We start from the raw sequence: 13,967 nt of genomic DNA, 5'->3' as shown, positions 1-13,967 counted from the left end.
GCTGGCGCGCGGACCAGACCATACGAATAATCCCCGGTCCATGCCGAAAGCCCCCAGTATCGAGAAGCTCCTCCAGAACGGGTCGGCCGAGTGGAACCGACTGCGCAAGGGCGGTCAGGTCCCGACCGAGCACACTGGCGCCACCTTCACGCAACTTTTCTCCGCGAACGCGGACCTGTCGGGCCTCGGGCTCGTGGGCTCCGAGTGGGAGCGGTGCGATCTGTCCAAAATCAACTTCCGGGACTCGGACCTGTCGAACGCCTATTTCCACGGCGGACGGCTGCAGGACTGTGACTTCCGGGGTGCGAACCTCGAGGGCGCGACCTTCGAGAAGCTGAAGCTCTTGCGCTGTGACTTCACGGGCGCCAAGGGTCTGGATGACCTGGAGATGGACGACGTGGACATGGACCGCGTCGTCGGTCTGGACGGTGAGGAGGCCCCGCCTCCGCCGCCTCCGCCGGCCCAGGGAATCACGGCGTTCACCCGCGAACAGCGGGAGAAGGCGCTCGGGGTGCAGGCCTCGGCGCTGCTCCAGGGTGAGCCCGCGCAGGAGGAGCTGCCGCCGTTCAAGCCGCAGGACCCGCCCGGCTCGTTGTTCTTCCGGGGCCTGAAGCGCCTGGCGATGCCGCCGTTGTGGGTGTTGGACGTGCCGGGGCTGAGGCCGCTGGTGCCGCAGCGGATGCCGCCGGGCAGCTCGCTGGAGACGCTCTACCGCGAGGCGGTGAAGACGCGGCTGGAGAACAAGAAGCCGCTGGCGGACAGCTCGGTGGTGGAGAAGGCGCAGAAGGCGCTGCACCTGGGCGCGAAGGACGCGGCGGTGGGCGCCATGTACCTGCGCGAGGTGGGCGTGGTGCCGCTGTTCCGCTTCTCCGCGGCGCAGGTGTTGAAGAAGGCGCTGCGCGAGGAGGTGGAGGTGGATGACCTGACGGGCTCCATCGACCCGCGGACGACAGGCGCGCTCCTGGAGCTGCGGCTGACGCACGAGGTGGTGGAGCACCTGCCGGTGGCGCGGCAGCGGCTGGCGGCGACGCAGCTGTACACGGCGCTCCTGGAGGCGGGCTTCAACCCGGAGAACAACTGGGACGAGGCGCTGGAGTCGAGCGAGTTCTCGATGCAGCTGGCGCGTGAGGCGACGGGCGAGGACCGTGACGCGCTGTTCGAGGGCTTCCAGGTCTTCTCGGCGCTGCCCGAGGAGGCGCGGCTGCGCCGGCTGGCGTACCTGGCCGAGTCGGTGACCAACCTGGAGCTGGTGAGCCGGCTGCCGGAGGGGATGGAGCCGTCGTGGCTGAACGGCCCGGAGACGCGCGAGTGCGACAACCGGGAGATGACGTACGTGCAGTCGCTGAAGGCGGAGGACATCCCGACCAAGGTGGCGGCGCTGGCGAAGGCGGAGCTCGGCGTGCCCGAGGGCGAGGTGCCCGAGGAGAGCGACGGGGACCTGTTCATCCACCTGCGCTGTGACGTGTGTGGCAAGGAGAAGCTCATCGTCCAATCGCCGGAGGAGTGACGGCGCGTTGCACGGTGTGAGCCCTCGGGGCCGCTGGGGTTCCCTTTTCGGGACCTGGCGGCCCCGTGGTGTTTGGGGGCTGAGCCTAGACCTCCTCGAACTGCGCGCCCGTGGCGTTCGCGCGCTCGACGGCGGTCTTGATGTCCTCCGAGACGATGAGGGCACCTTTCCATCCCCAGGTGCGGAACACCTTGGCATCGCCCACCTTCGCGGGGTCGATTCGCAGCCCCGCCACGCTCCGGTATTGACCGACCCGCTCCGGTCGCCCGTCCTCTGGCTTCCAGCGCAGTATCTCCTCCGAGGCTTCGTCATCGATGCAGCGGATGAGCTTCGTGGCCACGAGCACGACATACTGCTCCGGGCAGTCCGTGATGTCAGCGGGGAGGAGCTGCACGTCATCGGGGGCCAACTCCGCGAACAGGGTGGCCACCCTGATGTGGAGGACAGGCGTCATGGCGACGCCCGCGGCGCTGTAGTCCAACCGTCGTCCCGGCTCTCGGATGGGAAACTTCAGGTGGCCTGTGCTGCGGACAGGCCGTCCCTCAGTGAACTCCCAGATGTCCTCGAGCTCGTGGCCCGCGTCATCCAACGGGTCTCCGAGGTACCAACTCCCTCCCTTCACGTCCTCGTTGAGGCTGAAGTATCGAACCCGGTTCGCCATGGTGGAGGTCCTAGCCACGTCACCGTCGCTCAGTCAAAAGCCTGTGGACCTTCGTGCCCCGCGTCTGCGCTTCATTGGCGAGCGCGCGAAGCTCCAGCGTGAGGGCCCCCTGACAATCGACCACCTTCCGGCAGCCTCTCAATGCATCCGACAGGCGCTTGAAGACGAACGAGTGGTACGCCTCGGGATGGGGGCCCTTGTGGCCCACGACTTCGACGATGTTGTCCGGGTCTTTGAGTGTCATCCCAGCCTTCGTGAAGAGTTCCTGGAAGCGTGGCGTCCAGGGACCACCTCTCGCGAAGGATTTCTCATTCTTGTTCGTCGCGAGGTGATGACGGTGTCCCCGACTGCCAGAGCCCATCTCCTGGCTGGCCATGGCGAGGGCGTTGGGCGCGAGCGCGATGGTGAAGCCCTCGGCCGTCAAGGCGACGGACCGGACGCCACCCACTGCGGCGTACTGGAAGCCGGCTTGGGATTCCACGGCCAGCGCCGCCTGAGCCGAGCCAGGGAGTCCTCCTGACTTGGCGACGAGCCCTGCCGTGTTTCCAATGGCCGCCGTGGCCAGCATCACGAAGACGCGGGCCGCGTTCTCCCCGAGGACTTCGCCGTACAACTCCCCCGCCGCACGGAGTTGCGCGAAGGTGGTCGCTTCGTTCGCGTCTCGCACCAGGGTCAACCATCCATCCAGGAGGCGCCACACCGTGTCCACTCCCAGGTAGGCAATGGCGAGAGCTGTCAGCGTCGCGGCGGCTCCTTTCGAGAAGGGCTCGGGTAACGCCCAGAGCAGAAGGTACATCGTCGCCGCGGAGGTGACGCTGGCCATGACCGCACCGGGGTCCGTCATGTCCACCAGCGCTTCGGCGGTCTCGTCCCACACGGAGTCCATCGCGATGGCCAGAGCCAACGTGTACTTGCCATCGCTGGCCAACAGGGGACCCTCGTCCAGCAAGCGCAGGCAATCCCCAGGCTGGTCCTTCCGCTCGCACCACTGGCCATAGGCGCGCGTCAGTTCCTCGTCTGCGTAGGACGCCAGAAGGAAAGAGCCATCCCCGTCCGACTGCTGCTGGGGGATGAGCCGCGATGGACGCTGCTCGAAGCGGTACACCCCGGCGCGGGAGGGAACGCCAAAGAGGGCTCGCGCTTCCTTCATGGGGTTGTGGACGGGACGTACGTCCTGGGCGAGTTCCACCATGGCCTGCTCGAACTCGTCCTCATCGAGCTCGGCCTCCGCCGTTTCAGCACCCGGCGCCTCACGAGGCGTGACGACGGCGGAATCCTGACCGGTGTCCAGGCGCACCACTCGAGTCTTCGAGCAACCCGAGACAGCCACCAACAGCAGCAACAGCATTGCCCCGCGAAGCTTCATGGCCTGTCCTCGGAGAAGTGACCGCCCCATGGCAGTCGTGGGAACGCCGGACCACCGCTTCCGTGAAGAGTACCTGAGGGACTGAGCCGTATGGATTGACTGTGCGCGCGGTGCTCGCGCACGCTCGGGGGATGGTCGACGACGCTCGGGTGGCGGCGGTGCCCCTGGATGGTTGGTCCAGGTGGGGGCTGATGGCGCAGTTGCTGCTCGCCGTCGTCCTGTTCGCGGCGGTTCCGTATGCGATGTCGATGGTGCCCTTCGAGCGCATCTACGTCGACGGCCCCTACAACGCTCCGCACAGGGAGGACCCGATGTTCCCCGTGCGGTGGCGGCTCATCGCGCTCGGGGCCTGGGTTCCCCTCTTCTCGATGCCCTTCGCGCTCCTCGCCTGGAAGAGGAGACACATGCACCTCGGGCTCGCGTTGTTTCAAGTGAGCCTGCTGCTGTGCATCTGCGTCATCGGGTTGAGGAACTTCCCGTATTACGCGCTGGGCATCTATCGCGCCTACATGGGTGAGGCGCGCACCTGGGACTTCGACCCCGCCGGGCTGATGCATCCGTACGGCTCGGTCGGGTATGTCCCCGGCTGCGAAGCGCTGATGCTCTATCCCATCGCGCTGGTCGCGGTGCCTCGCATCGGCTATCGCCTCTTCCAGGAGCGACATCGAATCTCTCGCGCGCTCATCCTGGGCACGGCGCTGTGCCTCGCCACGACGGTGTTCGCGTTCTTCAGCACACCGCGATTCATCGACTGGTTCTTGGACTGAGCAGCCTCCCACGCCAGTCCCCAGGGGCCCCAGGCGACCAGGCGGGTGCTCTTCGCACGGTGCTCACACGAGGGCGGAGTGATGCTCAGCTTGTCCGCGACATCCGGGGAGGAGCCAGCATGCCGGCGGTCCAGCACAAGACGGTGGACGTGGATGGCCTCGAGATTTTCTACCGTGAGGCGGGCCCCGAGGACGCGCCCCTGGTGCTGCTGCCCCATGGCTATCCGTGCTCGTCCTTCCAGTTCCGCAACCTGCTGCCCGCTCTCTCGGACTCGTGGCGGCTGATTGCGCCGGACGCTCCGGGCTTCGGCTACAGCGCGACACCGTCACCCCGCAGGTTCAGCTACACGTTCGATGGATACGCGCGCTTCCTCGAGCGCTTCGTGGAGACACTGGGACTCACGCGCTACGCGCTGTACCTGCATGACTACGGCTCACAGTTCGGCTTCCGCCTCGCGCTGCGTGCACCGGAGCGCGTGGCCGCGCTCATCATCCAGAACGGCGACATCTACGAGGACCAGTTCGGCCCCAAGTACCGGATGCTGAAGGAGCAGTGGGCGAACCCCACACCGGAGGGCCGCAGGAAGCTGGTGGCCGCGGTGAGCGAGGAGGGATTCAAGGACGAGTTCATCGGCGAGATTCCCGAGCACCTCGTCGACCGCATCAGCCCGGACCTGTGGACGCTCCACTGGGCGCTGGTGCAGCGCTTCGACCGGCGCATGAACCTGGTCCACCTGCTGGAGGACCAACTTACGACGCTCGCGTGGATGCCGCGCTATCAGGCGTATCTGCGTGAGCACCGTCCACCCACGCTGATTCTATGGGGGCCCCACGACGGCTACATGCCCGAGGGCGCTGGGCGCGCGTACCTGCGCGACGTGCCGGACGCGGAGCTGCACATGCTCGACGCGGGACACTGGGCGCTGGAGACGCACCTGAACGACATCGCCTTCCACCTGCGACGCTTCCTCCAGCGCGTGCATCTGTCCCACGCGGCGAGCACGACCTGGGTCACCTGAATCGCGACCCGAGCGACCTCACGTGGGCGCCACGAGTACGAGCGTTCGTTGCTCGCACGCTCCCGTGCCGCGCGACTCCACTGACAAAGGCGTGCGCAATCTCGAGGCCGCAAGGTTCTCTCCACACGCAGCACGGCGATGAACCAGCCTCGAGAGGAAACAACCATGCGTGGAGCAGGATGGATTGTGGGCGCGATGTTGCTCGGTGCCTGCGGAGCGGAGGACGTCACCGCGAGCCCCGAGACCCCTCGGCCCGATGGGCAGCTCAGCCAGCAGACCCAGTCCCTGGACCTCCGGGACGCGGTGACCGGCAGCTTCGACACCACCGGCACGATGTACTTCACCGAGGATGGCGTGACGGAGGCGGTGGAGACCTTCGACGTCGTCAACGTCACCCCTCGCGGCGCGGCCCCTGGACTGGGGGTCTCCATCCTCTCGTTCGAGGGTTGCGAGATGCCCTCCCTCCAGACGAGCCCACGCTCCTTCCTCGTCTTCCCGAAGACGTGCACGGCCAGTCCCGCGCCGGGCTGCACCATCGTCATGGCCTTCCATGGAGGCTGGGGCTACATCAACCGCGAGGGCGACCTGGACATCTCGCTCCGCTCACTGCTCACGGGAGAATGTGGCGAGGGGCCGGTGGAGATCGACGTCGTCACGCGGCTGTCGGGCCCTCGCCTCCCTGCCTCCGCGCTCCTGGGCGCACCCGCACAGCCGCGCACGCGTGAGACCGGCATGAACGCCCTGCTCCGACACCTGTCGCGCGAGGCGCGCTGAGCCTCACGGCAACACGTACGTCACCGGCTTCGGCAGCATCACGCGGACTTCATCCCCCGCGCGGATGACGCCGGGCCGGTCCACCCAGGCCACGAGCCCCCGCTTCTCCCACGCGGCCTTCACGAAGCGGCTCGCGAGCTTCTCCTTGTCTGGATGGTGCTCGCCAATCACCTTGCCCGGCCCGATGCAGGGCTCGTTCTCCCCCTCCACCGCCAGCACCGCGTCCTCCGGGAAGAAGATGCGCGAGCCCGGTGGCAGGAACGTCAGCCGGGGGATGCCCACCAGCTCCAGGTTGGCTCCCAGCCAGGACGCCAGGACCTTCGGGATGCCGAGCGTCTGGGCCACCACCGCCAGCTCCTCCGTCGACACCAGCGACAGCTGCCGCGTGTTCCGGATGGGCGTCCCCTTCGGGTACCACGGCGTACGCACGTCCGCCGGCCGCGTGTGTCCCGCGTGCCTGTCCCCGTCGATGCCCTCGAACGTCACGCGCACTTCCGCCAGCTCGCGCGTGACGAAGGTCTTCTTCTCGGTGCACACCAGGACTCGGACCGCGCGGCCGAAGAGCTGCGGAGACGGAGGCATGCCCCTCTTCTACTCCGCTCCCCTACCGCTTCACAGCAACGCGAGCTGCTGCGGCTTGCCCCCGAGTGGCCGGGCATCCACCCCGTCGTCCCGCAGCGCCTGCGCCAGTTCCTCCGCGAAGCCGAAGCACGTAATCACCTCGCTCGCCCCCGTCGCCTTCACGTACGCCTTCAACGACGGGAAGTCCGCGTGGTCCGACACCGGGAACGCCACGTCCGCGCCGTAGCGCCGCGCCGCCCCCGGGTCCATCGCCCACCCCGTCAACACCGCCGTCCCCCGAGGCCACAGGTGCGCCAGCGCCCCACCTCGCGCCTGATGCGGCGGGAAGAACAGCACCTCGCCCGGCTCCACCGTCCCCGTGTAGCAGCGCAGGTTTTCAATCGGCACCCCCAGCTCCCCGTAGAGCCGGGCCACCTCGTAGATGGACGGGTGCGCCACCAGCGAGAACCCGCGGCCCGCGAGGAACTTCATCGACTCCTGGCTCTTGCCCAGCGGATACCCGAGCACCACCGGCACCGCGCCCCGCTCGAGCTGCCGACGCACCCACGCCTCCACCTGCCCCATCACCTCGTCACGCGGCGGGAAGCGATAGCGCGGATGCCCGAAGGTCGACTCGATGACCAGCGTGTCGCACTCGGCCACCTCCGTCGCCTCGGCCGTCAACGACGGCACCACGTTCAAGTCCCCCGTGTAGACCACGCGCCGACCATCCGAGCGGATGACGCGCAGTTGCGCGCTGCCCAGGATGTGCCCCGCTGGCAGCAGCTCCAACACCAACGGCCCCAGCTCGAACGGCCGACGGTACGGCGCGGCCAGGGGCGCGCTCACCGGCCCCAGCCGATGCTCCATGAAGCGCAGCGTCGCCGCCGTGGCGATGGTGCGCTCATGCCGGGCGATGTGGTCCGAATGCCCATGGCTCACGAAGCACAACGGCGACTTGCGCTTCGCGTCCAGGGACAGGAGGGTGCCCGTCAGGTGCATCCCGTTTCGACGCAGCTCCACGCTCATGGGAAGGCTCGCGGATATAGCGCGTCACGGGCCCGGCGCGCCGCTTCTCTTCGGCCCGCCGCATGCCCGCTCGGGGGGCGTCAGCCCGGCCCTTGGACTCCGCGTGATTTCCACCACGCCCAGGCCGGTGAGCCCAGCTCCGCCACCAGCACACCCAGGAGGATGAGCCCGCCGCCCATCGCCTCCGGCGCGCCCAGCCGCTCGTAGCCCAGCACCACCGAGTAGATGGACGCGAACACCGGCTCCAGCGCGTAGATGACCGCCGCGCGCACCGCGGACGTGCGCGCCTGCGCCCACGTCTGCACGCTGATGGCGAACGCGCTGGGCAACAGGCCACACACCAGCACCGCCATCACCAGCGAGGGCTGCCACTCCACCCTGCGCGTGACGAAGGGCAGGCACGCCGCGGACATCAGCGCCACGCCCCACAGCTGCACCGCCACCATCCCCAGCACGCCCTCCTTCGACGCGTACCGCTCCGTGAAGGTGATGTGCGCCGCGTACGCCACCGCGCAGCCGAGCGACAGCAGCTCCCCCAGGTTCAACCACCCGCCGCCCTCCCCCGGCGCGGGCCTGGTGAGCAGGTAGAGCCCCGCCGCCGACAGCGCCACGCCCACCAGCGCCGCGGGCTTCGGCGCCCGCCGGAACACCAGCAGCGTCAGCAGCGGCACGAACAGCACGCACATCCCGGTGATGAACGCCGAGCGCGACGGCGTGGTGAACGTCAGCCCCCACGTCTGGAGCGCGAAGCCCAGGAACAGGAACGTCGCCAGCAGCGCGCCGTGGCGCAGGTTCCTCGGGTTCAACACCTGCCGGCCCGCGAGCGCGCTCAGCGCCACCGCGCCCACCCCGAAGCGCAGCGACAGGAAGGTGAACGGGTCCGCGTAGCTCAGCGCGTCCTTCACCACCACGAAGGTGACACCCCAGATGAGGGTGATGAAGACGAGCGCGCCGTCCGCCTGGAGACCCCGGAGTCTCGCCAGGAAGGATGGCTCACGGCCCAGGCTGTCGGGAGTCGAGGCGCTCACGGAGGGCACGACGTTTCGCCTACCCCGGCGTGCCGCGCAACCCCCGTCGCGTCAGGGCGCGGAGGCCCGCTCCAGGACGACCAGGCGCTTGGAGCGACCCGCCGCGTCCCACGCCTCGTTCGTGCGCCGGGTCAGCGCCTCCGTGGCGAGGCGGAAGCCCAGGCCCTCGAAGGTCTTCAGCGACGCGGCGTTGTCCTCGTCCACGTCCGCCTGCACGCTCGGCTCGCCCTGTCGGTGGGACTCCTCCAGCAGGCACTCCAGCAGCTGCGTCGCCACACCCATCCGCCGGGCCTGCGGCGCCACCACCAGCGAGCGCACCCAGACGCCGTCCAGGGGCAACCCCTCCTGGCGATACGAGTCCACCCACGCGAAGCCGTGCAGCCGCCCCTTCGAGTCCAGCGCGCCCGCCGCCGCGCCCCGCCGCTGGGTCGGCTCCAGGCCCCAGCGCTCTTGGAGCTGCCGGCGCAGGAAGCTGGCGGAGACGACCAAGCGCTCGCTCGCGAAGGTGACGAGCGCGTCCAAATCCTCGGCCCGCAGCAGGCGTATCTCCAGCGGCCCCACCAGGTGGCGCCGCAGGGGCCTGGACCAGTTGGAGAAGAAGAAGTCCCGCACGCCCCGATAGACTAGCCGGGTCCGGGGCTGTGCCCACGCGGTCGCCAGCGTCCACTGCGTCACCCACAGCGCCGGACCCAAGGGCCGGGGCAGCGGGAGCAGCCACCTTCCACGCCGCAGCGCGACGGCGCGCCCCAGCAGCTCCCCGTCCGACCGCTCCTCGGCGCCCAGCAGCGGCGCCGTGCTCCACGGCTGGGTGGCCACCACCACCTGGGCCGTCAGCATCCGCCCCTGGCGCACCAGCACCACGTCACCACGCGCCGTCTCGTCCGGCCCGCAGCGCAGCACCCGCACCGAGTCACCGGCGCGTAGCAGCGGGAACAGGCCCCCGCCCACACCGCGCACCCAGAGCTTCTGCCCGGGTGGCAGCGCCCTCAGCACGTCCAGCAGCACCTCGGTGGAAGGCGTCTTCCGCGGCGGCACACGCCACCTCCGGGGAAGTCCGGCCCTGCTCGTGCCTTCCCCTCGTCCGCCGGAATGTAGCCCCTTCGCTCTCCCACACCAACCGACCCGGACCCGGCCCTATCAACCGCCCCTGGGTCCCGCTAAGAGGAGGACGCCACCCACCGGCCGGAGGGCGGCGCAAGGAGGAGTGAGGTCATGGACGCGACGCCCGAGGGCTCGCTGGTGCCGCAGCGGGGTTGGTGGAGTCGGAACTGGAAGTGGGTGGTGCCCGTGGGCTGCCTGGGCCTGCTGGCCTCGTGCGGCTGCCTGGGCTTCGCGATGGTGGGGCTCGGCATGAAGTCGCTGAGCAACATGGGCGCGTACACGGACGCGGTGGCCATCGCCCAGTCCGACGCGCAGGTGCGACGCGCGCTCGGCACTCCCATCCAGACGGGCCTGCCGAAGCAGTCGGCGGTCCAGTCCATCAACGGCCAGACACACGCGAAGTTCACCATCCCCCTGGATGGCCCGCAGGCCGACGGCACGCTCTTCATCGACGCGACGAAGCAGGGCGAGGACGAGTGGCGCTACGACACGCTCGCCGTGGAGCTGGAGGACGGCAGCCGCATCGACCTGCGTGACGACGCGCCCGATGCCCCCGACGCGTTCCCCAGCGAGGAGACGCCCGAGGACGACGAGCCGCTGCCGCCTCCCCCGGAGCCCCCCGGCGCCGACGAGAACGTCCCGGCCCGCGGTGGCCGCGACAGCGACATCGAGCTGTAGCGACACGACAAGGCGCGCGGGCGCTGCGCGGCCATGCGCCCCGCCCGCGCCCCCCCTGGAAGCCCACGGGGCGTGGGGCGAGTGCCTCGCGACCATGGGCCTCGCCCGCCCTGCGCCCCTGCAAGCCCACGGGGGCGTGCTCGCCCGCCGTCGGGTGTGCCCCCGGAAACGACGAAGGGGCGAGCGTGGGAGCCCTGAGGTCCCCACTCCCGCCCCTCGTCAGCCCGAACGGGCCCGAAGCGCTACTTCAGCTTCTGCAGCTCCGAGCGCAGCTCGGGGAGGACCTTGAACAGGTCCGCGACGATGCCGTAGTCCGCCACCTGGAAGATGGGGGCCTCGGCGTCCTTGTTGATGGCGACGATGGTCTTCGAGCTCTTCATGCCCGCCAGGTGCTGGATGGCGCCGCTGATGCCCGCGGCGATGTACAGCGCCGGCGCCACGACCTTGCCCGTCTGACCGACCTGCAGGTCGTTGGGAACCCAACCCGCGTCGCACACCGCGCGGGACGCGCCCACCGCGGCGCCCAGGTCATCGGCCAGCGCCTCGATCTCCTTGAAGTCGCCCTTGGTGCCACGGCCACCGGAGACGACGACGCGCGCCTCGGTCAGCTCCGGGCGAGCGCTCTTCACTTCCTTGAACTCGACGAACTTCGTCTTGGAGGCCTCGATCTTCGGCGCGAAGGTCTTCACCTCGGCGGCGCCCTGGCCACCGGCGGCCGCGGTGAACTCCGTGGCGCGCACGGTGAACACCTTGACCGGCGTGGTGAGCTTCACCTCGGCGAACACGTTGCCGGCCCACATCGGGCGGTGGAAGGTGATGTCCGCGCCCGAGCCACCCAGGCCCGTGATGTCCGTGGCCATGGCGGCCTTCAGACGCGCGGCGAGGCGGGGCATCAGGTCCTTGCCCTGCGCGGTGGACGCCATGCCCACGAAGTCCGCCTTGAGCTCGGTGGCGAGCGCGGCGAGCGCGGGGGCGTACGTCTCCGCCAGGTAGTGCTCCAGCTCCGCGGCGGCGCCCACGTGCACGGCCTTGGCGCCGGTGCCCTTGAGCTCCTCGGCCACCTTGGCCGGGTCCTTGCCGAGGATGGCGATGTGCAACTCCGCCCCGGCCTTGTCCGCGAGCTGCTTGCCCGCGGTGATGGCGTTCAGGGAGGCCTTGCGGAGGTTCCCGTCCGGCTGCTGCTCGGCGACGATGAGAACGATTGGCATTGGAGTGTCTCCGTATCTTCCGAGAGGGTTAGACGACCTTCGCCTCGTTGCGCAGCTTGTCCACCAGCGTGGCCACGTCCGGCACCTTGATGCCGGCCTTGCGCGCGGGCGGAGACGCCAGCTTCAGCACCTGGATCTTCGGGGCCACGTCCACGCCAAGCCCCGCCGGCGTCAGCTCCTCGATAGGCTTGCTCTTGGCCTTCATGATGCCCGGCAGGCTCGCGTAGCGCGGCTGGTTCAGGCGCAGGTCCGTGGTGACGACGGCGGGCAGCTGGCACTCCAGCGTCGCGAGCCCGTTGTCGACCTCGCGCACCACCTGGACGGCCTTCTTGTCCGCGGTGAGCTTGACGGCCGGCTCCTTGTTCTTCTCCTCGGCGCTCTCCAGCGACTCCACCTTGGAGGCGAACGTGGCCTGGCCCCAGCCCAGGAACTCGGCCAGGTACTGGCCCACCTGGTTCTGGTCGTCGTCGATGGACTGCTTGCCCAGGATGACCAGGTCCGGCTTCTCCTTCTCGGTCACCTTCTGGAGCAGGCCGGCGATGCCCAGCTGATCCAACGGGCCCGTGTGGTTCACCCACACGGCGCGGTGCGCGCCCATGGCCAGCGCGTGGCGCAGCTGCTCCTGCACCTCCTTGCCGCCGATGGACACCACCACCACTTCACCCTGGTGCTTGGCGACGAGCCGGAGGCCTTCCTCCACGCCAATCTCATCGAAGGGGTTGATCTTGTACTTGAGCCCCTCCTGGACGATGCCCGAGCCATCGGGCTTCACCTTGATTTTCGACTCGGGGTCTTCCACGCGCTTGGCGGTGACGAGGATCTTCACGGCGGCTTCTCCTTGCGGGAGGCGTTTTAGAAGGCTGGAAAACAGTCCGGCGCGCTTGGATTGACGCGACGCGCGAACGGCCTGGGTTAATAGGCATCCGGGCACCACGGCGGCAACGGGAAACGGCCGCCGGGCCCAGTTCTGCTTTTCTACTTGAACAGTTCTCGAGCGATGACGAGGCGCTGGACCTGGCTGGTCCCCTCGTACACCTGGATGAGCTTCGCGTCGCGCATCAGCTTCTCCACGGGGTACTCCTTGATGTACCCGTAGCCGCCGTAGACCTGGACCGCGTCGGTGGCGACCTTCATGGCCATGTCGGCGGCGAAGGACTTGGCGTAGCTGGACTGGAGGGTGTTGCGCTTGCCCTGGTCCAACAGCCACGCGCTCTCGTAGGTGAGCATGCGGGCCGCGTGGGTGTTCATGGCCATGTCGGCAATCATGAACTGGATGGCCTGGTGCTCGATGATGGGCTTGCCGAACGTCTTGCGCTGCGAGGCGTACTCCATGGAGTGCTCGAGCGCGGCGCGGGCGATGCCCACGGAGAACATGGCGGTCAGCGGGCGGCTGTTGTCCAGCGTGGCCATGGCGATGGCGAAGCCCTGGCCCTCCTCGCCGATGCGATTTGCCACCGGCACGCGCACGTCCTCGAACGTGAGCGACACGGTGTCGCTGGCGCGCTGGCCCATCTTGTTCTCGTGCTTGCTGACGGACAGCCCCTTGGGGCGGCCCTCGACGACGAAGCAGGTGATGCCCTTGTGCTTCTTCGCCTTGTCCACGGTGGCGAACACCGTGTACTGCTCGGCGTGACCACCGTTGGTGATGAAGCACTTCGCGCCGTTGATGACGTACTCGTCACCCTCGCGGCGCGCCGTGGTCTGCATGTTGGCCACGTCACTGCCGGCCTCGGGCTCGGTGAGGCAGAACGAGGAGAACTTCAGCTTCTCGGCGAAGTGGCCGAGCAGGCGCTTCTTCTGCTCGTCGGTGGCCGCGAGGATGATGGGCAGGTTGGCCAGGTCGTTGGCGATGATGGACGTGGCCACCCCCGCGCAGCCCCAGCTGAGCTCCTCCGCGACGATGGTCTGGTCCAGGTGCGACAGGCCCACCCCGCCGTACTCGGACGGGATGGCCATGTTCAGCAGGCCCAGCTCGAACGCGGTGGCCAGCAGGTCCCGAGGGAACGTCGCCGTCTCATCGTAGTGCGCCGCCTTGGGGCGGACGACCTCGCGGGCGTACTTCCGCGCCGTCTGCTGCAGCGCGCGCTGGTCCTCGGAGAGCTCGAATTCCATGAGATTCCTCGTGATGGGGTCGACGTGTTGACTCGGGAGTCAACGAATACATGCCGTCACGAGAAATCTCCAGCCCAACCCGCCTGGGAAGTGAGTGGTGCGCGGGGGGTCGGCCGACGCCCCGGGGGCCTGTCCTCTGGCACCCGGGGACGAGGC

Annotated in this window: 14 protein-coding genes; 5 read left to right on the top strand and 9 right to left on the bottom strand. The window is 68.8% G+C overall.

Translation table 11 applies throughout. The features are described 5' to 3' along the window. Positions 1–40: 40 nt before the first annotated feature. Positions 41–1,507: a pentapeptide repeat-containing protein gene (locus K8625_RS01905; protein WP_223781674.1), complete on the top strand. Its 1,467-nt coding sequence runs from the start codon at positions 41–43 to the stop codon at positions 1,505–1,507. An 85-nt stretch (positions 1,508–1,592) separates the two neighbouring features. On the opposite strand, the gene K8625_RS01900 is transcribed toward K8625_RS01905, so the two are convergent. Together K8625_RS01900 and K8625_RS01895 are read right to left on the bottom strand one after the other, a co-directional pair. After that, entirely contained in the window at positions 1,593–2,168 is a 576-nt protein-coding gene (locus tag K8625_RS01900; protein ID WP_223781673.1) for an imm11 family protein, read from the bottom strand. A 19-nt stretch (positions 2,169–2,187) separates the two neighbouring features. After that, positions 2,188–3,534: an AHH domain-containing protein gene (locus tag K8625_RS01895; protein ID WP_223781672.1), complete on the bottom strand. Its 1,347-nt coding sequence runs from the start codon at positions 3,532–3,534 to the stop codon at positions 2,188–2,190. 131 nt (positions 3,535–3,665) lie between these two features. On the opposite strand from K8625_RS01895, the gene K8625_RS01890 reads away from it, so the two are divergent. The 3 genes from K8625_RS01890 to K8625_RS01880 all read left to right on the top strand — a co-directional run bounded on the left by K8625_RS01890 (position 3,666) and on the right by K8625_RS01880 (position 6,094). Beyond that, on the top strand, positions 3,666–4,301 hold the full coding sequence (locus K8625_RS01890) for a hypothetical protein (RefSeq protein ID WP_223748499.1): 636 nt from the start codon (positions 3,666–3,668) through the stop codon (positions 4,299–4,301). A 119-nt stretch (positions 4,302–4,420) separates the two neighbouring features. After that, positions 4,421–5,320 (top strand): alpha/beta fold hydrolase, encoded by a 900-nt coding sequence (locus K8625_RS01885; protein WP_223781671.1) that lies wholly within the window; start codon positions 4,421–4,423, stop codon positions 5,318–5,320. Positions 5,321–5,485: 165 nt separating this feature from the next. Continuing rightward, positions 5,486–6,094: a hypothetical protein gene (locus tag K8625_RS01880; protein WP_223781670.1), complete on the top strand. Its 609-nt coding sequence runs from the start codon at positions 5,486–5,488 to the stop codon at positions 6,092–6,094. A 3-nt stretch (positions 6,095–6,097) separates the two neighbouring features. Here the strand turns inward: K8625_RS01880 and K8625_RS01875 are convergent, their stop codons facing one another. The 4 genes from K8625_RS01875 to K8625_RS01860 all read right to left on the bottom strand — a co-directional run bounded on the left by K8625_RS01875 (position 6,098) and on the right by K8625_RS01860 (position 9,747). After that, positions 6,098–6,676 (bottom strand): MOSC domain-containing protein, encoded by a 579-nt coding sequence (locus tag K8625_RS01875; RefSeq protein WP_046715801.1) that lies wholly within the window; start codon positions 6,674–6,676, stop codon positions 6,098–6,100. Between the two features lie 30 nt (positions 6,677–6,706). Then, positions 6,707–7,684, bottom strand: coding sequence for an MBL fold metallo-hydrolase (locus K8625_RS01870; protein ID WP_141327351.1), 978 nt, complete (start codon positions 7,682–7,684; stop codon positions 6,707–6,709). 80 nt (positions 7,685–7,764) lie between these two features. Next, positions 7,765–8,712, bottom strand: a complete 948-nt coding sequence (locus K8625_RS01865) for a DMT family transporter (protein WP_223781669.1) — start codon at positions 8,710–8,712, stop codon at positions 7,765–7,767. A gap of 51 nt (positions 8,713–8,763) precedes the next feature. Next, on the bottom strand, positions 8,764–9,747 hold the full coding sequence (locus K8625_RS01860) for a GNAT family N-acetyltransferase (RefSeq protein WP_223748495.1): 984 nt from the start codon (positions 9,745–9,747) through the stop codon (positions 8,764–8,766). A 177-nt stretch (positions 9,748–9,924) separates the two neighbouring features. Here K8625_RS01860 and K8625_RS01855 point away from each other — a divergent pair, with 177 nt between their 5' ends. Further along, positions 9,925–10,491 carry a cytochrome c oxidase assembly factor Coa1 family protein gene (locus tag K8625_RS01855; protein WP_223748494.1) on the top strand — a complete coding sequence of 189 codons (567 nt, stop codon included), beginning with the start codon at positions 9,925–9,927 and terminating at the stop codon, positions 10,489–10,491. A gap of 242 nt (positions 10,492–10,733) precedes the next feature. Here K8625_RS01855 and K8625_RS01850 read toward each other — a convergent pair whose 3' ends face one another. From K8625_RS01850 to K8625_RS01840, 3 genes are all read right to left on the bottom strand, one after another. Continuing rightward, the gene (locus K8625_RS01850) at positions 10,734–11,699 is read right to left on the bottom strand and encodes an electron transfer flavoprotein subunit alpha/FixB family protein (protein WP_223781668.1); all 966 of its coding nucleotides are present in this window, start codon (positions 11,697–11,699) and stop codon (positions 10,734–10,736) included. Positions 11,700–11,727: 28 nt separating this feature from the next. Next, on the bottom strand, positions 11,728–12,525 hold the full coding sequence (locus K8625_RS01845; RefSeq protein WP_046715805.1) for an electron transfer flavoprotein subunit beta/FixA family protein: 798 nt from the start codon (positions 12,523–12,525) through the stop codon (positions 11,728–11,730). Positions 12,526–12,674: 149 nt separating this feature from the next. Further along, positions 12,675–13,811: an acyl-CoA dehydrogenase family protein gene (locus K8625_RS01840; protein WP_223781667.1), complete on the bottom strand. Its 1,137-nt coding sequence runs from the start codon at positions 13,809–13,811 to the stop codon at positions 12,675–12,677. Between the last annotated feature and the right edge of the window lie 156 nt (positions 13,812–13,967).

The sequence above is a fragment of the Myxococcus sp. AS-1-15 genome, assembly GCF_020037055.1.
Lineage (GTDB): Bacteria > Myxococcota > Myxococcia > Myxococcales > Myxococcaceae > Myxococcus > Myxococcus fulvus.
This window is presented reverse-complemented; position numbering and strand designations above follow the sequence as displayed.